This window comes from Saccharothrix tamanrassetensis, from assembly GCF_014203665.1.
Lineage (GTDB): Bacteria > Actinomycetota > Actinomycetes > Mycobacteriales > Pseudonocardiaceae > Actinosynnema > Actinosynnema tamanrassetense.
In genome coordinates, this window is sequence record NZ_JACHJN010000012.1 from 213702 (window position 1) to 234507 (window position 20806).

The 20806-nt window shown below is 71.3% G+C and carries 15 protein-coding genes; 8 read left to right on the forward strand and 7 right to left on the reverse strand.

The annotated features are described in order from the left end of the window. The first annotated feature begins 85 nt into the window (after positions 1 to 85). Together FHS29_RS31470 and FHS29_RS31475 are read left to right on the forward strand one after the other, a co-directional pair. Positions 86 to 877 (forward strand): SDR family NAD(P)-dependent oxidoreductase, encoded by a 792-nt coding sequence (locus FHS29_RS31470; RefSeq protein WP_221456923.1) that lies wholly within the window; start codon positions 86 to 88, stop codon positions 875 to 877. A gap of 92 nt (positions 878 to 969) precedes the next feature. After that, positions 970 to 2268, forward strand: coding sequence for a wax ester/triacylglycerol synthase domain-containing protein (locus tag FHS29_RS31475; RefSeq protein WP_184697004.1), 1299 nt, complete (start codon positions 970 to 972; stop codon positions 2266 to 2268). A gap of 46 nt (positions 2269 to 2314) precedes the next feature. Here FHS29_RS31475 and FHS29_RS31480 read toward each other — a convergent pair whose 3' ends face one another. Continuing rightward, positions 2315 to 5128 carry a beta-ketoacyl synthase N-terminal-like domain-containing protein gene (locus FHS29_RS31480; RefSeq protein WP_184697006.1) on the reverse strand — a complete coding sequence of 938 codons (2814 nt, stop codon included), beginning with the start codon at positions 5126 to 5128 and terminating at the stop codon, positions 2315 to 2317. Between the two features lie 174 nt (positions 5129 to 5302). On the opposite strand from FHS29_RS31480, the gene FHS29_RS31485 reads away from it, so the two are divergent. The 4 genes from FHS29_RS31485 to FHS29_RS31500 are packed head-to-tail and all read left to right on the forward strand — an operon-like array spanning position 5303 to position 10413. Beyond that, a complete protein-coding gene (locus tag FHS29_RS31485) occupies positions 5303 to 7030 on the forward strand; it encodes an acetyl-CoA carboxylase carboxyltransferase subunit alpha/beta (protein WP_184697008.1) in 1728 nt (575 codons plus the stop codon). After that, positions 7014 to 7520 carry an acetyl-CoA carboxylase biotin carboxyl carrier protein gene (locus FHS29_RS31490; protein WP_184697010.1) on the forward strand — a complete coding sequence of 169 codons (507 nt, stop codon included), beginning with the start codon at positions 7014 to 7016 and terminating at the stop codon, positions 7518 to 7520. The genes FHS29_RS31485 and FHS29_RS31490 overlap by 17 nt, the downstream gene beginning before the upstream one ends. Continuing rightward, complete coding sequence (locus tag FHS29_RS31495) at positions 7517 to 8863, forward strand: acetyl-CoA carboxylase biotin carboxylase subunit (protein ID WP_184697012.1); 1347 nt, start codon at positions 7517 to 7519, stop codon at positions 8861 to 8863. The genes FHS29_RS31490 and FHS29_RS31495 overlap by 4 nt, the downstream gene beginning before the upstream one ends. After that, positions 8848 to 10413: an aldehyde dehydrogenase family protein gene (locus FHS29_RS31500; protein ID WP_184697014.1), complete on the forward strand. Its 1566-nt coding sequence runs from the start codon at positions 8848 to 8850 to the stop codon at positions 10411 to 10413. The genes FHS29_RS31495 and FHS29_RS31500 overlap by 16 nt, the downstream gene beginning before the upstream one ends. 45 nt (positions 10414 to 10458) lie before the next feature. On the opposite strand, the gene FHS29_RS36380 is transcribed toward FHS29_RS31500, so the two are convergent. After that, complete coding sequence (locus FHS29_RS36380; RefSeq protein WP_312865189.1) at positions 10459 to 10995, reverse strand: helix-turn-helix transcriptional regulator; 537 nt, start codon at positions 10993 to 10995, stop codon at positions 10459 to 10461. A 274-nt stretch (positions 10996 to 11269) separates the two neighbouring features. Between FHS29_RS36380 and FHS29_RS31510 the strand changes: the two genes are divergently transcribed. Next, the gene (locus FHS29_RS31510; protein ID WP_184697022.1) at positions 11270 to 11695 is read left to right on the forward strand and encodes a MaoC family dehydratase; all 426 of its coding nucleotides are present in this window, start codon (positions 11270 to 11272) and stop codon (positions 11693 to 11695) included. A gap of 835 nt (positions 11696 to 12530) precedes the next feature. Next, entirely contained in the window at positions 12531 to 12914 is a 384-nt protein-coding gene (locus FHS29_RS31515; RefSeq protein WP_312865185.1) for a response regulator transcription factor, read from the forward strand. Positions 12915 to 13206: 292 nt separating this feature from the next. Here the strand turns inward: FHS29_RS31515 and FHS29_RS31520 are convergent, their stop codons facing one another. The 5 genes from FHS29_RS31520 to FHS29_RS31540 form a co-directional block, all read right to left on the reverse strand. After that, the gene (locus tag FHS29_RS31520) at positions 13207 to 14172 is read right to left on the reverse strand and encodes a zinc-dependent alcohol dehydrogenase family protein (RefSeq protein ID WP_184697025.1); all 966 of its coding nucleotides are present in this window, start codon (positions 14170 to 14172) and stop codon (positions 13207 to 13209) included. Positions 14173 to 14175: 3 nt separating this feature from the next. After that, positions 14176 to 14958: a HisA/HisF-related TIM barrel protein gene (locus FHS29_RS31525; RefSeq protein ID WP_184697041.1), complete on the reverse strand. Its 783-nt coding sequence runs from the start codon at positions 14956 to 14958 to the stop codon at positions 14176 to 14178. An 18-nt stretch (positions 14959 to 14976) separates the two neighbouring features. After that, positions 14977 to 16215 (reverse strand): FAD-dependent oxidoreductase, encoded by a 1239-nt coding sequence (locus tag FHS29_RS31530; RefSeq protein ID WP_184697044.1) that lies wholly within the window; start codon positions 16213 to 16215, stop codon positions 14977 to 14979. Between the two features lie 24 nt (positions 16216 to 16239). After that, complete coding sequence (locus tag FHS29_RS31535) at positions 16240 to 16902, reverse strand: hypothetical protein (protein ID WP_184697047.1); 663 nt, start codon at positions 16900 to 16902, stop codon at positions 16240 to 16242. Between the two features lie 945 nt (positions 16903 to 17847). Next, positions 17848 to 20655 carry an AfsR/SARP family transcriptional regulator gene (locus FHS29_RS31540; RefSeq protein ID WP_312865186.1) on the reverse strand — a complete coding sequence of 936 codons (2808 nt, stop codon included), beginning with the start codon at positions 20653 to 20655 and terminating at the stop codon, positions 17848 to 17850. Positions 20656 to 20806 lie beyond the last annotated feature (151 nt).

Below are 20806 nucleotides of genomic sequence, written 5' to 3' on the forward strand. Positions count from 1 at the left end.
CTCGGGTCGGCGGCCCGTTGGTCCTGGGTCGGAGGTCGCAGGCTCGTCGACTCGGTCCTCACATAATCGTGGCGGGGACTAATCGGTGAGGAGCGCGGTCGTGGACCTCGGCGGCAAGGTTGCGGTGATCACGGGTGGTACCAGAGGGATCGGGCGGCAGATCGCCGGGAAGTTCGTCGAGCACGGCGCTTCGGTGGTGGTGACCGGTCGCGGGCGGGACGCGGGGGAGCGGGCGGAGAAGGAGTTGGGCGTTCACGGACCCGCCCTGTACGTCGAGGGTGACGTCACGTCCCGGTCCGATGCCGAGCGCATGGTGGACAGCGCGATCGGTGCCTACGGGCGGTTGGACGTGCTGGTGAACAACGCGGGCGGGGGAGCCGCGTTCGCACCGTTGGCCGAGATGACCGACGACGCGTGGCACGACACCATTGCCCTGAACCTGCACAGCGTCTTCTACGCGACGCGCCGTGCGTTGTCCTACCTGGTGCCGCAGGGATCCGGCCGGATCATCACCATCTCCTCGATGGAGGGCAAGCACGCCGACCCCGGAATGGGACCATACGCGGCGGCGAAGCACGCGGTGATCGGCTTGATGCGCTCGCTCGCACGTGAAGTAGGCCCGTCGGGGGTCACGGCGAACTGCGTCTGTCCCGGGATGGTGTTCACCGACCTGCTGCGGTCGCAGGGCGGGGCCATCGCGGCGGCGATGGGCATGACCTTCGACCAGCTCGTGACGGTGTTCACCGAGCGGAGTGCGATCCGCAGGGCCACCACGGCGGACGAAGTCGCCATGGCGACAGTCTTCCTCGCCTCGGACGCCGCCGCCGCGGTCACCGGCAGCGCTTGGTCGGTGGACGGGGGCGTCACGTGTTGTTGACGTCCCTTGGTGCGCAGCCGGTGCCCGGAACCGAGTGAGGACGCATGCCGAACGCCGACACGTCGCCGCCCCTGTGGGGAGCCTCCCGGCGGATGAACGCGCTCGAAGCGATGTTCTGGCGAGCCGAGCGCGACCCCCTGATGCGGCCGGTCGTCATGGCGGTCGAACTGCTCGACCACGCCCCGGACTGGGATGACGTGCTGGGCGCGCACCGGCGACTCGTGGAGGCGGCACCGGGGCTGCGGCGACGAGTGGTCGACTCGCGCACGGGTGGGCCGGTCTGGCAGGACGACCCGTACTTCGACCTGGACTACCACCTGCGCCGGGTACGGGTGCCGGCGCCCGGAACGCGCCGGGAAGTGCTGGACCTGGCGCAGACGTGGGCGATGACACCGTTCGACCGGGCCAGGCCGCTGTGGGAGGCGACCCTGGTCGAAGGCCTGGCCGACGGTGCCGCGTACGTGATGAAGCTGCACCACAGCTTGTGCGACGGCCTGGCCGCGGCGCAGCTCCTCGCCATGCTGCACACGCCCGTGCCGGGTGGCGGGATGCCGGGCGAACCGGCCGAGAGGCCGGAGTACGAGCTGCCCGGTCTTCCCCGGGTGCCCGAGCGGGACGAGGCGGTGAGCGTCCGGAGTCGCGTCGCCCACCCGGTCCGGTCGATCGGCGCGGCGGTGCGGTTCGGCGAGACTGTGCTCAGGGCGACCGTCGTGCCGGTGGCACCGCCGTCCCCGTTGCTGGCGCGACGTGGCCGGTCCTGGCGCTTCGAGTCGCTGACACTGCCCGCGGACGAGTTGCGCTTGATCGGCAAGCGCACCGGCGGGTCGATGAACGACGTCTACCTCGCGTTGTTGCTCGGCGCCTTCCGCCGCTACCACGAGCACTTCGGCCCGATTCCCGCTTCCCTACCGGTCCTGATACCCATCAGCACGCGTTCCGCCACCTCCGCTCGCGGTGGTAACGAGTTCGCCAGCTCACGGGTGTCGGGCCCGATGCACACCGGCGACTTCGGCGAACGGGTGCGGTTGGTGCGCGCGGAGATCTCGATCGTGCGGCGGGCCGGGACGTTGCGGGCGCTGGAGGTGCTGGCCCGCTCCACCCGGCCCCTGCCCCCGGCGCTGGTGGTCCTCGTCGCGAAGTCGCTGTTCCAGGGCAACGACCTGCTCGCGTCCAACTTCCCCGGTGTGCCTCGCCGGGTGCGCCTGGGGGACGCGGAGGTGCTGGAGGTGTTGCCGTTCGCGCCGGTCATCCGGGGTGCGGCCACCACTGTCATGGTGTCCTACGCCGGCAACTGCCACATCGGGGTGAACCTCGATCCCGAGGCGGTCACCGACCCGGCGCTGTTCCTCGACTGCTTCCACGAAGAGTGGGATGACGCAAAAGCGGGGTGACACGAAACCGGGGTGACGCGGGAGCAGGATGACGCGGCCGCCTGGCTCAGGCTTCCGTCGATCGCTGATCGACGGAAGCGTTCACCCACCGCACACCAGCCAAGTGAGTCACCAGCGTGCCGTTGTCGTCACAGACCCGGATGTCCACGTGGTCGTCGGCGGACGACACCAGACCCTGCACCCTGTGCGGCAGCCGCTCGGCCATGGTGACGTGTTCGAGGAACACCTCCGTGGTCTCCTCGCCGGGCAGTCCACGGAGCATGGCACCAGTTGCGAGCAGCACGTCGAGCACTGCGAAACGCAAGAGATGCGCGTTCGGATGTGCGGTCGTCATGTCGACCAGCGCATCGACCGGGCCACGGCTCAAGCTCAGCACGCCGGGGCCCTGGGGCACACCCGAGTGGCGCAGCCATGCTTCGAACTCGTCCGGTCGCACGTGCTCCGGGCACCGCTTCCACAGGTCCTCCCGTTCCGATGCGAGGTTCGACGGGCGGGCGCGCAGGACATGTGCGACGCCGACCGCGGATGACGCGACCGCAGGCGTTCCGCCGTTGGACCCGGTGGCGGCGATGCCGATGCTGAACCGCCATCTGCCTGGTGCGTCAGTCGTTCCCATCGCCCGCAGTTCGGTCGGCGCGACGAGTCTCGGGTTGTGCACCACGCGGAGGTCGCGCACCTGCGGGCTGCTTCCCCCGCACAGCCGCTGAGCGACGGCGATCGACAGTTCCACCAGACCACCCGGTGTCAGCGGTGTGCGTCCCGCATCGGCGGGCAGCGGCGCACACCACTCCACGGACCGGTGCTCGGTGCCGTGATCCGGCAGCAAGGGATGCGGGCGCTCGGCCGGTCCGCCTGTGGTGGGAGCCCAGTAACGAGTCCTGCGCCACGGATAGAGCGGTACGTCGACCAGTTCGCCCGCACCCGACACCACATCCCACGACAACTCACACCCGGATTCGTAGAGCGAACCGGCATTGTCCACAAGGGACTCAAGCGGACTGGAACCTGGTCCGGGCACCTCGCCGACCGACGCTCCGAAAGGCCCGAGCCGAAGCACGAGTTCACCAGTGGTCCCCGGAACCGGTCCGGAGTCGTCGTCCACCACAGAAGCGGGCTCGACGCCCCAACTGCGCCACAGCGCGACGAGGCCATCCGACAGCGGCGACCGGCCGACGCCGGAGCCCGCACCTCGTGCCGCCCCGGTCTCGTACGCCTCACGGAAAGGCCTGCTGCGTCGGCTCAACTCCGCGACCAGGTGCGGATCCGACTGACCGTGGTGCAGCACGAACACCACATCCCGAGGTGGGGTCGGAGCACGAAGGTCTTCCGAGGCGCGTCGAAGGGCAACGGCCATCCCCGCGTGGTCGTAGGCCCACACCGCACGCCGGTGCTTGTGGTGTGCCCGGCGAACGGCCGCCGTGTGGCAGATGTCGGCCAACGGCACGTCCCGCGCTTCGTCCACGAAGTCCGCGTATGCCAGGAGCAACTGCGTCAGGCTGTCGCGGTGCCGTGCCGACAGGGGGAGCAGGTGAGGTCCGGGACGGCGCTGGTCACGGTGTGCCCGACGCGGTGCGGAGGCGATCACGGCGTGTGCGTTCGTGCCGGTCACGCTGAACGAGTTCACTCCGGCTACCAGCGTTTCACCGTTCCCGGAGAGACGCGTGGCGGCAACGGCGACCGAGCACGGAAGCCCGTCCCACTCGATGGCCGGTGTGGGAGTCGAGTGGTGCAGGGTCGGGGGAAGCACACGGTGGTGGAGTGACAGACAGGCTTTTGCCAATCCCGCGAGCCCGGAGACCGGCTCCTGGTGTCCGAAGTTGCCCTTGAGCGAGGTCAACAACAGCGGTCGGTCGGGTGGTCTTCCCGCACCGAGAACCGCTGCGAGGGCCCCGATCTCCACCGGGTCGCCAACCGGTGTGCCGACACCGTGCGCTTCGACGAACGACACCTCCGCCGGAGCTGTAGCCGCGTCGCGATACGCGTTCCGCAGAACCTGCTCCTGCGTCACCCCTGCGGGGGCGAGCATGCTCGCCGCGGCACCACCGTCGTTGTTGACGGCGGTGCCGCGGATGGTCGCGTACACGCGGTCGCCGTCCGAGAGCGCGGTCGACAGCCGTTTGAGCACGACCACCGCGCAACCCTCGCCACGCGCGAACCCGTCGGCCGAGGCGTCGGCGAACGCGGACCGCCCCGACCTGCTGAGGACTCCCGATCGGGCGTAGGCGATGTTCTCGTCCGGGCCCAGGATCAGGTGGACCGCGCCGGCCAGCGCGGTGTCGCACTCCCCGTCCCGCAGGCTGCGGCAAGCGAGGTGCACGGCCACGAGGCCGGCCGAACAGCCGCTGCCGACCTCGAAGCTGGGTCCGCGCAGGTCGAACAAGAATGACAGTTGCCCGCTCAACGCGCCGCGCATGCCGCCGCCGAGCGACCCGTACATGTCCAGCACCCCGTCGCGGACCAGCGACGGCCAGTAGTGGCCGGCGAGCTGCGCGGTGCAGACCCCGGTCACCGCGGGCGTGCCGGGAACGATCCCGGCGTCCTCGAACGCTTCCCACGTGGTCTCCACCATCAGGCGCTGTTGCGGGTCCATGTGGGCGGCCTGGCGGCGGCTGATGCCGAAGAACTCCGCGTCGAACGCCGACACGTCCTCCAACAAGCCCATGCGGTGGGCCGGCCGGTGTCGGCTCTGGGCGTCGGGCACCAGCAACGCCGCCAAACCGGGACGCTCATCGCCGATGTCGTCCACCGCGTCGACACCGTCGCACAACGCCCGCCAGAACTCACGGGGGCCTCGGACCCGTGGGAACCGGCAGCCGATCCCGACCACCGCGATCGGCTCGCCGTCCTTGCCTGCTGCCACGTGCTACCTCGATTCGACGTACCGAAGAGGTGGTGCGCAGTACGCAGTGGACCACTGCCTCCCGGCGGTCGGCGGGCCCGCAGACCCAGGACCTTCGCCCTTCGCGCGACCTCCTCGTGACGGGGACGATCGGACCGGCGACTTCCGCCACGACGACGGCGAGGAGCGGTGATCATGGCCGACGCACTGCTCGCCCGGATCCGGGCCACCGCCGACCGTTGGCGTCGATGTCCGACGTGCGGCGGCTGGTGGTCGCGACGGGTGCTGGAGCCTTGTTGGACCTGTCCCGGGTGCGCGTCGCCCTTCCGGATGTCGGCGCGCCGCAGGATCGCTCTCCTCGTCGACGCGGGCACTTTCGTCGAACACGACGCGACGCTCCGACCGGGCGACCCGCTGCGCTTCACCGACCGCGTTCCCTACCCGACGCGGTACGAGCAGGCCCGTGCGCGGACCGGCCTGTCGGAAGCCGCCGTGCTGGGTACCGCCGGCATCGGCGGTACCCGGGTCGCACTGGTGGTCCTGGACTTCGACTTCATGGGCGGATCGATGGGCGTGGTGGTGGGGGAGAAGGTGGCTCGCGGAGCGGAGATCGCGTCGGCCGAGCGCATCCCGCTGCTGACCGTGTCGGCGTCCGGTGGTGGGCGTATGCAGGAAGGCGTCCTGGCCCTGCAGCAAGGCGCGAAGACAGCGGCAGCCATTCGTTCGTTGCGGGACGCCGGGATTCCCTACATCAGCGTGCTGACCGACCCGGTACTCGGTGGGGTGCACGTGTCGTTCTCCAGCGCCGGTGACGTGGTGATCGCGGAGGACGGCGCACGCGCGGGGTTCGCCGGGCGCCGGGTGATCGAACAGACGTCGGGGCAGCAGCTCCCGCCGGAGTTCCAAAGCGCGTCCTTCCTGCTCCGGCACGGTCACGTGGACTCGGTGGCGACCAGGCCGGAGTTGCCGCGGGTGCTGCGCCGACTGGTCTCCTACGCGGGGACGCGTGTCGCACCTCCGACCGTGGAACCGGCGCCCGCGCCCGCGATGCCGCCCTGTGACGAGGACATCGACCCCTGGGAGGCGGTGCGGCGCGTGCGCGCGACCCACCGGCCGCGGCTGCGCCACTACCTCGATGCGATGTTCACCGATGTGTTCGAGCTGCACGGCGATCGTCGGAGTGGCGAAGACCCCGTCGTTTTCGGCGGGTTCGCCCGACTGCACGGCGAAGCCGTCGTGGTGATCGGACACGACCGGATCACCTGCGGCCCTCCCGAGGGACGCAACAACGGGATGACGCGCCCCAGCGGTTATCGGAAGGCGACGCGGCTGATGGTGCTCGCGGCGCGATGGGGCCTGCCGGTGGTCACGCTCGTGGACACCCCGGGAGCACATCCCGGTGCCGGGTCCGAGCGTGCCAACCAGTCGGAGGCGATCGCGGAGACGATGATCACCGTTGCCGGGCTCGCCACGCCGGTGGTGTGCGCGGTGATCGGTGAAGGCGGCAGCGGCGGTGCCCTCGCGCTGTCGATCGGCGATCGCCTGCTGATGCAGCAGAACGCCACGTACTCGATCATCAGCCCGGAAGGCTGCGCGGCGATCCTGTTCTCCGACAGCGCCAAGGCCCCGGACGCGGCTCGTGCGCTCGGCCTGCGCGCCGTCGACCTCCGACGGCACGGGGTGGTGGACGAGGTGGTGGCGGAGCCGCCGGGTGGAGCGCACACCGACCCCGCCCGCGCTGCCGATCTCCTGCGCCACGCCTTGCGACGCCACCTCGACGAGCTGCGGGCCAGGCCCGTCCGGACGATCGTCGCCGCCCGCGCTCGCCGCCTGCGGGCCCTCGGCCGGGACTGGTGCCTGCCCGGTGACGACGTCACCGGACCCGTCGACCGGGAGGGGGATCGGCGTGAACTCGTGCGGTGACGCCGCGGAACCCCGCCTGCCCGACCCGCGAGAGGCCGGTGCGGCAGCGGTCGAAGTCCTGGGCGAGGTTCTCGGCCTGGTGAGGCCGACCGGCGTGCGGCGGGTCAGGATCCGGACCCGGCAGTTCGACGTCGACGTCGTCTGGGAGAGGCCGGCACCAAGCCATGGTGTGGCCGTGGGCAACGGACACGCTCCCGGACACCTCCCGACCCCGGTCGGGCAGTCCGTCTCGGTCACAGCGCCCGCCGTGGGGGTGTTCCACCGCTGTCCCGCCCAGGGCGAACCGCCGTTCGTGGACGTGGGTAGCCGGGTCGCGGCCGGTGACCGCCTCGGCCTCGTCGAGGCGATGAAGGTGTCCACCCCGGTCATCGCTCCGCACGCCGGCACGGTGAGCGGAATCCACGCGGGTGACGGTGAGGTGGTCGAGTACGAACAGCTCTTGGTGGAACTGGTCCCGGACGAGGCCGCTCCACCGCGGAGCGGCACATGATCGGCACGTTGATGATCTGCAACCGGGGCGAGGTGGCTCTGCGCATCGTCCGGGCCTGCCGTGAACTCGGCATCCGGAGCGTCGTCGCGCACTCGTCCGCCGACCGGCGCAGCCTGCCGGTGCGGCTGGCCGACGACAGCGTGTGCGTGGGCCCCGCGCCGCCCGATCACAGCTACCGCAACATCCCGGCACTGCTCTACGCCTGTGCTCGGGCAGGCGCCGATGCCGTGCACCCCGGCTACGGGTTCCTCGCCGAGGACCCCGACTTCGCCGCGGCGTGCCGCGACAGCGGTCTGGTGTGGGTGGGCCCACCGCCCGAGCACATCGCCCTGCTCGGCGACAAGATCGCCACCCGCAGCGAGATGCGGGCGGCAGGACTGCCGGTGCTGCCCGGCACGGACCGCCCGCTGACCGACGTGGCCGACGCGTTGCGGCACGCGCGTCACCTCGGTTTCCCGGTCGCGTTGAAGGCGGTGGCCGGAGGGGGAGGCCGTGGGATCACGCGCTCGGACACCCCCGACGCGCTGGCCGAGGCCTTCCCCCGGATCCGGGACGCCTCACGGGCACTGTTCCGCGATGAGCGGCTCTACCTGGAGAAGTGGGTCGAAGGCGCCCGTCACGTCGAAGTGCAGGTTCTGGCCGACGCGCGGGGTGGCGTCGTCCACCTCGGTGAGCGGGACTGCACCACGCAGCACCTCAACCAGAAGGTCATCGAGGAGTCACCGGCACCGCGGCTCTCCACGCAGCACCGGCGAAGGCTGACCGACTGGGCGGTCCAGGGGGCGCGCCACCTCCGCCTGCGCAACCTCGCCACCTTTGAATTCCTGGTGGCCGAAGCCGGTGAGTCGTTCTTCACCGAGGTCAACCCGCGGCTCCAGGTCGAGCACCCGGTCACCGAGGCGCGCTCGGGCTGCGACCTGGTGACCTGGATGATCTCGGAGGCGGCGGGAGCGGACGTGCCGCTGCACCAGGACCGGGTGGAGCTCCGGGGGCACGCGATCGAAGCGCGGATCACGGCGCAGGACCCCCGCCGCGACTGGGCGGCGTCGGCGGGGACGGTCACCGATCTCGAACTGCCCGGCGGGCCCGGCATCCGGGTCGACACGTGGCTGACGCCGGGCACTCGCGTGCCGCCCCACTACGACGCGCTGCTGGCCAAGGTGACCGCCTGGGGACCGGATCGCGAGACCGCGCGGCGGCGGCTGCTCGGGGCGGTGGGCGAGTTCACCTGTGTCGGCGTGCGGCACAACGCGCCTGCTGTGACGGCGGTGCTCGACCACACGGACTTCGCGGACGGACGCCACCGCGCGGGCATCCTGGAGCAGGCATGGACGACTCGGTGAACCGCGAGGAACGGCGCACCGCCCGGTCCTACATCGCCGGACACGATGTGGGAGTGGCACAGGAACCGGTCCTGTCGGCGCGGCTGTCGCTGGACGACCCGGCGACCTGCGAGCGGTTGAGCGGGACGACCGCCCCCGGGGACCACCCCGCGATCCTCGGGTACTGCGCGATCGCTTCGCCGGACGACGTGAGCGCCGCGACGGCCGCGGCCCACGCAGCGGCCCGCCGATGGGCGGACACACCCACGACGACGAGGTTCGCGCTGGGAGGCCGGTTCTGCCGGCTGCTCGAGCGCCTGCGTGGGGAACTGGTGTCGCTGATGACCGCCGAGGGGTGCCCGGCGCGTATCGCGGACTGGCAGCTGGACTCGTTGCTCGGGTTGTTCGGCGACGAAGCTTGCCGGTGGTACCGCGGTCTGGTGGATCGTCAGTGGCGCCAGGGGGATCGCAGGCTGGTGCTGCGGTACAAGCCGGACGGGGTGCTCGCCGTGCATCCGCCGTCCAACGCCCCGGTCTTCAGCGCGACGACCGGCGCACTGCACGGCTTGCTGGCGGGCAACGCGGTGGTCGTCCGGATTCCCCGGAAGTTCGCGCTGAGCACCGCGTTCCTCCTCCGCGACGTGCTGGTGCCGGCGATGGAACAGGTGGGCGCCCCGCCCGGCGCGCTCAACTTCTTCGGGGCAGAAGCCGGACCGGTGTTGCAGGCATGGCTTGCCGATCCGCGGGTGGACGACATCCTGTACTACGGCAGCAGTGAACGCGGACTGCGGTTCCAGCAGGCATGTCTGCGCCACGGCAAGAAAGCCGTGCTCGAACTGTCGGGCAACGACACCGTCGTGGTGTGGCACGACGCCCCCGTGGCGCCGGCCGCCGATGCGCTCGCGGAAGCGTTCCACGCATCCGGGCAGCTGTGCATCGCTCCCAACCGGGCCTTGGTGCACCCCCGGGTCGCCGACGAGATCGTCGAGGCGGTGCGGCAGCGGGCATCAGCCCTTCGCCCGGGGTATTCCGACGACGGAGTGACGGTGCTGACCCCAGTGCCGGCGGAGCGACATCTGGCCGAAGTGCGCGCCGCGGTGGCCGGCGGCGCGTCACTGGTGTGCGGCGGCAGGCGTTCGACGGTGTCGGGCGAGCCTCATCGCGACGGTGCGTTCCTGGAACCGACCGTGCTGCGAGTCGACGGCCTGGACGCCGCCGCGTCGCTGCCGATCACCCGGGAGGAGACTTTCTGCCCGGTACTCAGCGTCGTCGTCCCGGGTCGGCGCGACGACGACGCGCTGCTGTCCGACATGATCGCCTTCCTGAACGCCAACCCCTACGGTCTGCGCAACTCCCTGTGGACCGCCGATCCCGCCATCGCGGAGAGGTTCCTGGCCACTGTCCACAATGGTGCGATGTTGAAGGTGAACCAGCCGCACCTCGACTTCGTCCCACCGCTGCCCAGCCACGGCGGCACCGGGGTGTCGGGCGGTGTCTACGGCGAAGCCTCCTACCTGTTCCTCAAGACGGCGCACCTCCAGGCTGCGGTCGTCGCCGGCTTCCCCACCTGACACGCAGTCCCGCCGCGGGCCGGTCGGTGTCGGCGGGAGTGGCCGTCACGCCACCGAGATGAGGCCGTGCTGGAGGGCGACGAGCACGGCGGTGGTCCGATCGCCGACGTCGAGCTTGGCGAACAGCGAACTCAGGTGGTTCTTCACCGTCTTCTCGGCCAGACCCAGGGTCCGGGAGATCTGCCGGTTGGACTGGCCGATGCCCAGCAGTTGGAGGACCTGCCGTTCGCGGCGGGTGAGGAAGTCGAACCGGCGGTGGGCGGTGCCCGGTCGCCCCACCGCGGGCCGCCCGGTGACCGGCGCGTCGCCGGCACCCGCTCGGGGTCCGGGGATCGCCTGTCCCGCTGCGCCTTTCCGCTCCCTCATCGCGACGACCGCCAGTTCCACGCCGCGCTGGTACAGCACCCCGGCCCGGTGCATCGTCGTGCTGGCGTCGTCCAGGGACGCTTCGGTGTGCTCGAAGACCGCCTCGACGAGCCTCGGCGGCACCGCTCCGGCGTCAGCGGCGTCGCCGACCCAGCACAGGCACGACGACAGCTCCTCCGCGCTCCACCGGCGCACGCGGGCCTGGCGGATCAGCACGCGGGCCAATTCGCCTCTGGTCAGACCGGCCGCCTCCAACCAGCGGCCGAATACGCGGCTCGAAGTCGTCGGACCCGATTGTCGGAACGCCGGGGGCGAGCCGGGAAAAGCACCGGAGTGGGCGCCGTCCATGGAGGTTACTCCAATCATGAACCCGGCGTACTCTGCTGGTTTCCCACTGTAGCACCGGGGGGTGGGCTGTGAAAGGATGTGGTAATAACCTCCGGAGTCGGGCGGGAACCCGTTGCGGTGGCCGCCCGGGAATGGGTGTGACATGTCTTCCGCCGACTGGGCGCCGACGCCGATCCCGCGCACGTCCACCGGATTCCGGAGAATTTCGGTTGATGACGTCGCCGCGTTCGCCGATCTCACCGGTGATCGGAACCCGGTGCACGCCGGGTCGCACGGGGTGGTGCACGGTCTGCTGGGGATGGGTGTCGGCGTCGGTCTGCTGGTGGCGGCCGGAATGCTCACCGAGGACGAAGTCGCACTCCTCGCGGTCGAAGAATGGCGTTTCCACAAGCCCCTCCTCGTCGGTGAAGAGGTGCGGGCACGCATGGAGGTGCTCGACAGCCGACCGGGTCGGACCCGGCCCGGAACCGCTCTGGTCAGGCGGCGCGTCGAATTGTGCGACCGTGCCGGCGAAGTGGTCCAGTCCGGGCAGTTGGTCTTCTTCGCACGCCGTTCCACCGGGAGGTGAGGAAGTGGCCCGGCCGGCGTGCCGCGCGCCCTCCGCCCGTCATCGCCGCTTCCCAGACGACCTGCAGCGGGGCAGCGATGACCGGACCGGTGACGACGGCCCGCGCCGGCGTCGGACAGGAAGCGCCTGGCCGCGGTGAAGCGGGCGTGGGCCAGCACGTCGTCGGGACGGGGGAGGGGCGCCACCGCGTTCCGGCACCAGCGTGCGCACTCCGACCTGCGCGAGCCGGAGGGCGGCGACGGAGCCACCGAAGCCGCTGCCCACGACGACGGCGCGGTAGGTCTCCTCACGGGCGGGGACGGTCGGTCCCCCGGTGGTGTAGGCGTGCGACGGTCGGGTGGGCGTCGCGGCCAGGTCGGTCTCATCGGGGCCGCCACGTCGCGACCTGCCCCCGACGTCACTCATGCATGCTCCTCTCGCCGCGGGCAGCACCTCGACCATCTGTGATGGCCGAACCCACGGCAATGGCCCGCACGGGCCGAACCGGAAAGCCCGGTACGCACGGGCTGAACCGGAGGAACCGGCTCGCACGGCGGAGATCCTTCGTGCCGTCCCGGCCGGCTTCGCTCGGACACCGCCCGAACGGCTTCGCTTGCGCACCGCCCGAACGGTTCCACGTCCCGCCACCGGGCCGGCGAATGCCGTGCGACGAGTGGCGGACGAAGTCGCCACGAAACCGCGCGGTGGCGTCGTGCACCGGTGTGAACAACCGCCGGTGGTGATCGGCACGGTTGTCACCGGCGGTTGTCCCGCCCACCGGAAAGCAGCCTGAATGGCCGATATTGTCGTCGGCGGACGATCCCTAAATTAGTTTCTAGTCAGTGAGGACTCGTAAGTGGTGGTGAGCAGGCGGGAGTTGCCCTTGTACCACGAAGCTGCTCGAGGCGACGCGAGCGGAGCGTCGACGATCGACGAGTTGATCCGCCTGGCCCGCGCCCAACAGGGTATCGCGCGGGAAATGCTCGACCGCATGGAGGCGATCAACCCGCGGAACGGCGCGGAGCCGTCCCCGGAAGGCGAAGCGCCGGTCGAGTGGAATCTGACGGACCGGGAAGAGCACGTCACCCGACTGCTGGTCGAGGGGCTGTCGAACAGGCAGATCGCGCGGTCCCTTGGAATCTCCGAACACACTGTTAAAAACCACTTGCACGCGGTTTTCTACAAGCTCGCGGTCAACGATCGCACGCAGGCGGTCATCAAGTTGATGCGCGGGGCGTGACCCCGGTGGCGCGCACCGCCGCCCTCCCGACCCGCTTCGCGAACCACTGCCTTACAAACCAGTCCGTACAGCCTCCTCCACCGGTGCGGTCCGAGCCGCGGTGCCGCTCGTACCGCCTGCCGGGTGGACGGATGTCGTCCACCCCGCCGGCTGCTGCCGACCGGAGTCCTGACAGCCGCTGTCCCGAGTTTTCCGGCCCTTGGCCCGACTGCCAATGGACTCATCGCACTGGCCCGCTGGTGCCACAGGTGGAAACCGCGTGGGCCGTCGACCCCGGGAAGGTGGGAGCGGGTCAGCCGGTGAGGATCACCTTGCCGTGACGGCCTGGTCGGTGGACGTGGTCGAGTGCGGCGGCGACGTCGTCCAGGTCGTAGGTGGCCGCGACGGGCGCCGCGAAGCCGGGTGCGCTCAGCAGGTCGATGGCGCGTTCCGCCAGTTCGGCACGGACTTCGGGGGACTGGCGGGAAAGGTGGTAGGGGAGCCAGAAGCCGCGGATGGTCAGGTCGGAGAACACCAGGGCGTGGGGCGTGACGCCGATCGTCCCGCCGTCGAGCATGCCGAGCACGACCGCCTGTCCGCCGCTGCGGAGGCAGCGCAGGGCCGTGCTGCCCGGTTCCCCGCCGACGGCGTCGAGCACGGCGTGCACGCCTTCTCCGCCGGTCACTTCGCGCACGCGACCGACCACGTCGTCGGTGGCGGCGTTGACCACGGCGGACGCTCCGGCGCGGGTGAGGTCGTCGTGACGGTCGTCGCGGACGACGCAGACGCACCGGACGTCGTCGCGGCGCACCAGGTGGAGGACCATCCGGGACAGCGCGGAGCCTGCCGCGGTGATCAGCAGCCAGTCGCCGGCGCGCAACGCGAGTCGGCGGGTCAGCAGGAGCGCGGTGAGGGGGTTGACGGTGAGCTGGCAGGCCACGTGGTCCGGCAGCCGGTCGGGTACCGGGATGAGATCCGCTTCCGGCACCACCACGTACTCCTGCCAGGTTCCCTGCGCGGACACGGCCACGCGTTGCCCTACGGCGGGGCTTCCGGTCGTGGTCTCCTCGACGGTGCCGACGCCTTCGAAGCCCGGCACGGCGGGCAGGGCGGGCCGGCGGCCGTAACGTCCCTCGACGTACAGCTCGTCGGACGGGTTGACCGGGCGCGCCCGGACTCTCACCAGGACCTCTCCGGCGCCGGGCCGGGGGCGGGGCCGCCCGGTCAGGGCGACGACGCGGGACGCGGGCCCGTGGCGGGAGAAGACGACGCTGCGCACGGGTCACCGCCCGCCGGGCAACGGGCTGCGGCGGACGTCCTGGAGCGAGACCCTGCCGGAGTGCAGCATCCTGTTGGCCAGCACGTAGGAAGCGCCGCCCGCCGTGATGCCCAGGTGCAGGTCCTCGATGCTCCGGCTGCCGCCGGAGGCGACCACGGGCAGCCCGGTGGCGTCGACCAGGGCGCGGGTGAGCGCGTGGTCGAAGCCGAGCCCGGTGCCCTCGCGGTCGGCGCAGTTGGCGATCACCATCCCGCAGCCGAGTTCGGCGAGCGTCCGCCCGAACGGGACGACGTCGATCCCGGTGGCCTCCTCGCCGCCGTCCACGTAGACCGTCCAGCCGTCGTGCCCGCCGTGCCCGTCGTGCCGGACCCTGGCGTTGACCGTGCCCACCACCCGGTCGCATCCGAAGCGCGCGGTGGCGGCCGAGACGGTGTCCGGGTCGGTGACCACGCTCGTGCTGACCGACACCGCCGCGGCGCCGGCCTCCAGCAGCGTCCCGCAGGCTTCGACCGAGGGGATGCGGCCGTGGTGCAGCGACACCACGGCTTCGACGGACGGGGCCACGCCGGCGATGATCCGCACCGCTTCGTCGACCCGCTCCCAGGTGTCCATGAAGTCGAGCAGGACCCGTCGCACGCCCGCTTCGGCGTAGCGCCTGACCAGCTCGACCGGGTTCCACGGGTCCTGTACGCCGGAGATGCCGGTGGCCTCCGTGGAACGCCCGACCGACACGTCGACGCACGGGATGAGCACGTCGATGAGCGTCGGGGAGTCGGTGCCGGACATGAGGTCCTCCCTAGTGGGTCAGGGTGTGGGCAGTAGCCGCAGACGGGTGCTGTCCGGTGCGATCCGGCGGGCCACGTCGACTCCCGAGGCGATCGCGCTCTCCTGGTCACCCGGTCCGGTGGTGTAGTGGCCGGCGAAGTGCAGGCCGTCGTGTCCTTGCAGCGCTGCCAGCGCCTGTCTCGCGCCGATCGCGTCGGTCGTGGGTGACAGGGCCTGGAAGGTGCTCGTCGCCAGGACCCGGCGCGGAGGTGCGGAGCGGTGGGTGATCTGGCTCTTGAACACGTCGACGCCGTAGGAGGGTCCGTACCAGTAGCTGGCCTCCGCCCAGCCGTCGTGGCTGACCAGGTTCTGGGTGGACCACAGGGAGCGGTCGTGCGGCACGTAGGCGGGGTCCAGGTGCAGGGCGTAGCGCAGCGGCCGGTAGGTGAACCGGCGCAACACGTGCAGCGGCGTGCCGGGGCCGGTCATCGACGGGGGCAGCAGGCGCAGCGCGGTCGGCGCCGGTACGGCCAGCACCAGCTGCTCCACCGCACAGCGGCGGCCGGTGGTGTCGATGAGCAGGTACCCGTCGTCGGTGCGTTCGACGCGGTCGACCTCCGCCCCGGTGCGGATCTCGGCGGTCGTGAGCTGCGCGGCCAGCGCCCAGGCGAGGCTTTCCATGCCGCTGCGCAGAATGCGCGCCCGCGGCACCGTGTCGTCCGCGACACCCAGCAGATCGGTCAGGACGACACGCGCCGACAGCGCGGGCACGTCCGCCACCGGGCACCCGAACAGACTGGCGGGCAGGGCGTACAGGACGTGGTCCCGCACCTCCGGAGGCAGGGAGAAGGGCTCCACCACCGCACCGAACGGGACGTGCCAGTCCGGTGGTTCCCCCACGCCTTCGAGGAATGACCGCACCGTTTCCCACGCCGGCCCGCGGCCCACGTGAACGGGTCGGTCGGGGTGGTTGCCCACCAGCAGCGGGAAGGCGTGCCCCGCTGCGGAGAACGTGTGGGAGGACGGGACGTCGGCCAGGTGCCGCTCATCGAGGCCGACGGCGGTCAGCAGGGCGGTGTGCAGCGAGGACTCGTCCGCCGCGACTTCCTGGGTGCCCAGGTCGAACACCCCGGCCACGCCGTCGACGCACCCCGTCGCGGACCGCGCGTTCCCCCCGACCCGGGAACGGGCCTCCAGCACGGTCGCGGTGCACGTCCGGTCGAGCAGCCAGGCGGTGACCAGGCCGGCGATCCCGGCCCCGACGATGCCGACGCGCATGGTGATCCCCTCCCGTCCACGTGGTCAGGACCAGGATTCGGCGGCAGCGCGCCAGAATTGTCCGATGTTGGCCTCCAGCAGGCGGGCCGAGAAAACGGCCTCGTCCGGGTCGTCGCCGCGGCGGAGACCGTCGTCGACCACCTCCGACGCCAGGGCGAGCAGCTCCTCCGACGCCGTCCCCTCGTAGTAGTCGAAGAACTCGTCCGGCGCGGCGAGCGCCGACTTCCGCACCCCGGTGGCGATCGCGAGGCAGTCCGGGAAGTAGACGGTCATGTCGGTGTGCAGGGCCAGGGCGAGCGACGCCTGGCGGCCGGTCACCGCGATCCACGACAAGCAGCCGCTGAACGCGTAGATCGTCGGGTCGGGCTCCCTGCGCCGCAGGTCGGCGTCCCCGAGCCCGAGTGCACGGGCACACGCGACGAGCTTGGGCGTCGCGTTCGCGACCAGCTCGGTGATCTGCGTGAAGAACGGCGTCGCCGGTGAGTGCGGGTACTTCGCCAGCCCCACGCCGTAGGCCACCAGCTCCGCTTGGTGGGCCTGCAGTTCGGTCAGGACCATCCCGCGCAGGTCGCCCTCGGTGACGGTGCCGTCGTTCACCTTGTCCAGAACGGCGTTGCCGACCGGTTGTTCCGCGCGCAGCGTGCCGAGCCGTCCCACGAGATCGGTTGCCTGGCTCTGTGGTGTCATGGTGCCTCCTCGGCCGGTGGTGTGTTTCTCCGTTGCCGCGGGGTCGCGGGGCCGCCATGGATTCGCGCGAGCCTGCTCGACGAACAACCCGTGTACGGGAGCGTTCCGAGGATGTTCCGTGGCCGCTTTGTTCCGGCCCCCGGACCTGCTCCGGGTGTACACGCCGCTGCGATTTCTCACGTGTCCGCGCGGTGGGACTCCTCATGGCGACAAAGCCACGGCTGGACCGCGCGTTGAACGAAGCTTGGCGATGGATGGCGATGGGAGAAGATTCATGATGAATTTATTGCCGTTCGTCGCCGGAGACAAGCGGCCGTCCGGGTAGCCGTGCCACATCCTGCGCCTTTCGTCCCACGACTGCATTTCACTGGCCGACCCGTACGGCCAGCGCCCGTTCAGGGAGCTTTCTTCCGCGGACCTTGTTCCGCCGAAGGCAGCGGAGTAATCACGCGCGCAAGTGCCGATCACGGCGACGACCTTGTTCGAGCTGTGGTATCGCGCGCCGGGCGCCCGGGTGCTTGCCGACGAGGGACGATTCTCCGGACCGCCGGCGACGAGCGCCGTGTCGTCCCGCGAACCCGGTCCGACCCGGCCACCAAAGCCGTCCCAAAGAGGTGCCGGAGCGCCGTGGTCCACGCTGACCGGTGTTCAGGTGCGGGTGTCGCGCCATCGGCGGGGCACCTCGGCGGCAGGGGAGTCATGAGAACCTCGAAGTCGTTCCACAGGACGCGGCCGCCACGTCGTCGGGACCGGTCGAGGAACTCACCGGGTGGAGGTCTGTCGGCCGGGCGCTCGACGACCCGTTCGGCAGCCACCGGCAGTGCCGCTGACGTGATCCGTGCCCTCGCCGTCGTCTCGTACGCGCACGGCGCGGCGGCGAGGCACGGCTCACGCCCTGTACCGGCCGCCTGCGGGCCGACTCGCGGCAGAGGAGCGTGCGCGGCCTCAGCCGTCGAGATCCGCCAGGCACTGCCGGACGCGGTCGAGGTCGGCGGTGCGCCGGTGGGCGCGGTACAGGTCCGACGCCTGCGACCAGGCGAGCCGGGCTTCGGCGGGCCGGCCGAGGGCGAGGTGGGTCTGCCCGAGCCGTTCCAGGGTGTCGGCCGTCTGGTAGGTGTTGCCCACGCGGCGGAACAGGGTGAGGGTGTGGAGGTAGTGGCGCAGCGCGTCGGCGTGCCGGCCGGTCTGGTGGGCGATGTAGCCCAGGCTGTCCCCGGTGGCCGCCTCGCCGTCGATGTCCTGCTGCCGGCGGTTGAGGACCAGGGCCCGTTCGCAGAACGCGCGGGCGTCGGCGTAGTCGCCGAGTCGGGCGTGGTGCCAGCCCGCCTGGTTGAACGCCCTGGCTTCGCCCACCTGGTCGCCCAGGACCTGGTACAGCCGCAGCGCGCGGGTCGCGTGGACCAAGGCGTTGCGGTGGTCCCCCCGCAGTTCCCACGCCCACGCGAAGGCGTGGTGGGTGTGCGCTTGGCCTCGGACGTCCTGGGACTGCTCGGCCAGCGTGAGGGCCTGCCGGAGGTGGTCGTGGGCTTCGTCGTGCCGCTGCGCCCTGGTGAACGCGTCGCCGAGCCAGCGGTGCGCCTGGATGGCGATGGTCGGATCACCGAGCCGCCGGGCCGCTTCGAGCCCGGTCCGCCACGTGGTGATCTCGTTGTGCAGGTGGCCTTGCCTGCGTTGGAAGGTGTGCAGCGTCCAAGCGAGTTGCCACACCTGCTCGTGCCGGTCGCGGTCCGCGGCCCACTCCTGCGCGGCGAGCAGGCAGGCGTGTTCGGCGGCGAACCACTGCGTCGCGGCGGCCGGGTCGGCGAGCGGCTGCGGGGCGCAGCCGGGTTCCGGTCGATCCAGTTCGATCCGTGCGCGGTGGGGCTCCAGGAGGTGGTCGCCGCCGGCGGCGGTGTGCACGTAGAAGTCGATCAACCGCCGGTAGGCCGCGTCGCGGTCGGCGTCGGGGTGGCGCTGCGCCTGTTCGGTGGCGTACAGCCGGATGAGGTCGTGCATCCGGTAGCGGCCCGGCTGGTGCTGTTGGACCAGGTGGGCCCGTTCCAGCTGTCTGAAGAGGTCGGCGGTGGCCGCGAGCGGCCGGCCGACCAGGGATGCCGCCGCGCACAGGCCGATGTCCGGTCCCGGTGCCGAGCCGAGCAGCCCGAACAGCTCGGCCGCCGTGTCGAGCGCGCGGTAGGAGCTGGAGAACACCGCTCGCAGGTTGGCGGACAGCTCGCCGGCGTCCAACGCGTCCAGCCGGTCGCGGTCCTGGCGGAGTTCCTCGGCCAGCACGGCGAGCGGGAAGTCGGGATGGGCGGCGGCTCGCGCGGCCAGGATGCTCAACGCCAGCGGGAGGCCCGCGCAGCAGGCGAGCAGCTCGTCCACGGCGTCCGGTTCGGCCGCCACGCGGTCGTGCCCGAGGTGGCGGACGAGCAGCTCCCGCGCGTCGGGCGGGTCGAGCACGTCGAGCGTGAGCGGTCGCGCGTCGTGCCCGGTGATCAGGCCGGGGAGCTGGTGCCGGCTGGTGACCAGGACGGTGCACAGCGGACTCCCGGGCAGCAGCGGCACGGCTTGGGCGGTGTCGTGGGCGTTGTCCAGCACGACGAGCATGCGCTTGCCGGCGACCAGGCTCCGGTACAGCGCCGCCTGGGCTTCCGGGTCGGCCGGAATGGTGTGGGGGTCGACCTGGAAGGCATCCAGGAAACCGCGCAGCGCCACCGCCGCCGGCAGCGGTGCCGCCGTGGGGTCGAAGCCGCGCAGGTTGACGAAGAGCTGGCCGTCCGGGAACCGGTCGGTGTTCCGGTGCGCCCAGTGCAGGGCCAGCCAGGTCTTGCCGACCCCGCCCGCACCGCCGATCGCCGAGATCGCCACCGTGCCGCCCCGGGCGACACCGGCGTCCAGGGCGGCGGTCAGCTCGGCCAGTTCGTGCGCCCGGCCGGTGAAGGTCCCGGGTGGAGCCGGCAGTTGGCGGGGGAGCGGAGCCGGTGCGGCGGAGGATGGGGTCGACCGCCGCGTCGGTGCGGTGAGGTCCGGGTGGGCGGCGAGGATGCGTTGGTGCAGCGACCGGAGCGGTTGGCTGGGATCGGCGCCCAGCTCTTCGGCCAGTCGCCGTCGGGTCCTCTCGTAGTGCCGCAGCGCGTCGGCTTGGCGTCCGCTGCGGTAGAGGGCGAGCATCAACTGCCCGGCCAGGCGTTCGTCGAGCGGGCGCAGGGCGACCCGGTCGGACAGGTCGGTGAGCAGCTCCGCGTGTTGCCCCCGGCGGAGCAGGACGTCGGTGAGATCGAGCTGCGCGGTGTACCGCTCCTCTTCCAGCGCGGTGCGGATCGAGGCGAGCCATGACGTGTCGAGTGCGCCGAACGGCTGCCCCCGCCACAACTTGAAAGCCTGCTTGAACAGGTCCACGGCGCGAGCGTCGTCCTCGGCGTCGCGCGCCCGGTCGATCAGGTGGCGGAACACGTGCAGGTCGACCGAGGCGGTGTCCACCGACATCCGGTAGCCGTCCGACCGCCGGTCGATCGTCGCGCCCTCGGCTTTGGCCAGGGCACGCCGCAGGAGGCTGATGTAGGTCTGCACCGCGCTGGACGGCCGGACCGGCAGCCGCTGTTCGCCCCACACCCGGTCGACGAGGTGGTCGACCGGCACCACGCGGTTCGCGTCGACCAGCAGCGCGGCCAGCACCGCCCGTTGACGGGTGTGACCGATGTCGACGGTTTCGCCTGCGACCAGCGCCTGGACGTCGTCGAGCAGGCAGAACTCCACCGTCATCCTGTCCATCCCGATTCCTCCTCGCACAGCGCTGTCTAGCCAGTCCGACCGACCGTTTCAAGGGCGCCCCGGAAACTTCGGACGTTCGGCCCGCCGCCCTGCTCCGGATGTGCCAACACTTTCACCGGAAATGGGAGCGTGGAAGTCGGACGGAAGATTA

Coding starts and splice junctions, on each gene's coding strand:
- FHS29_RS31510 (WP_184697022.1), top strand. CDS start 11,270: ATGTCTTCCGCCGACTGGGCGCCGACGCCGATCCCGCGCACGTCCACC.
- FHS29_RS31535 (WP_184697047.1), bottom strand. CDS start 16,902: ATGACACCACAGAGCCAGGCAACCGATCTCGTGGGACGGCTCGGCACG.
- FHS29_RS31495 (WP_184697012.1), top strand. CDS start 7,517: ATGATCGGCACGTTGATGATCTGCAACCGGGGCGAGGTGGCTCTGCGC.
- FHS29_RS31500 (WP_184697014.1), top strand. CDS start 8,848: ATGGACGACTCGGTGAACCGCGAGGAACGGCGCACCGCCCGGTCCTAC.
- FHS29_RS31540 (WP_312865186.1), bottom strand. CDS start 20,655: ATGGACAGGATGACGGTGGAGTTCTGCCTGCTCGACGACGTCCAGGCG.
- FHS29_RS31485 (WP_184697008.1), top strand. CDS start 5,303: ATGGCCGACGCACTGCTCGCCCGGATCCGGGCCACCGCCGACCGTTGG.
- FHS29_RS31530 (WP_184697044.1), bottom strand. CDS start 16,215: ATGCGCGTCGGCATCGTCGGGGCCGGGATCGCCGGCCTGGTCACCGCC.
- FHS29_RS31525 (WP_184697041.1), bottom strand. CDS start 14,958: ATGTCCGGCACCGACTCCCCGACGCTCATCGACGTGCTCATCCCGTGC.
- FHS29_RS31475 (WP_184697004.1), top strand. CDS start 970: ATGAACGCGCTCGAAGCGATGTTCTGGCGAGCCGAGCGCGACCCCCTG.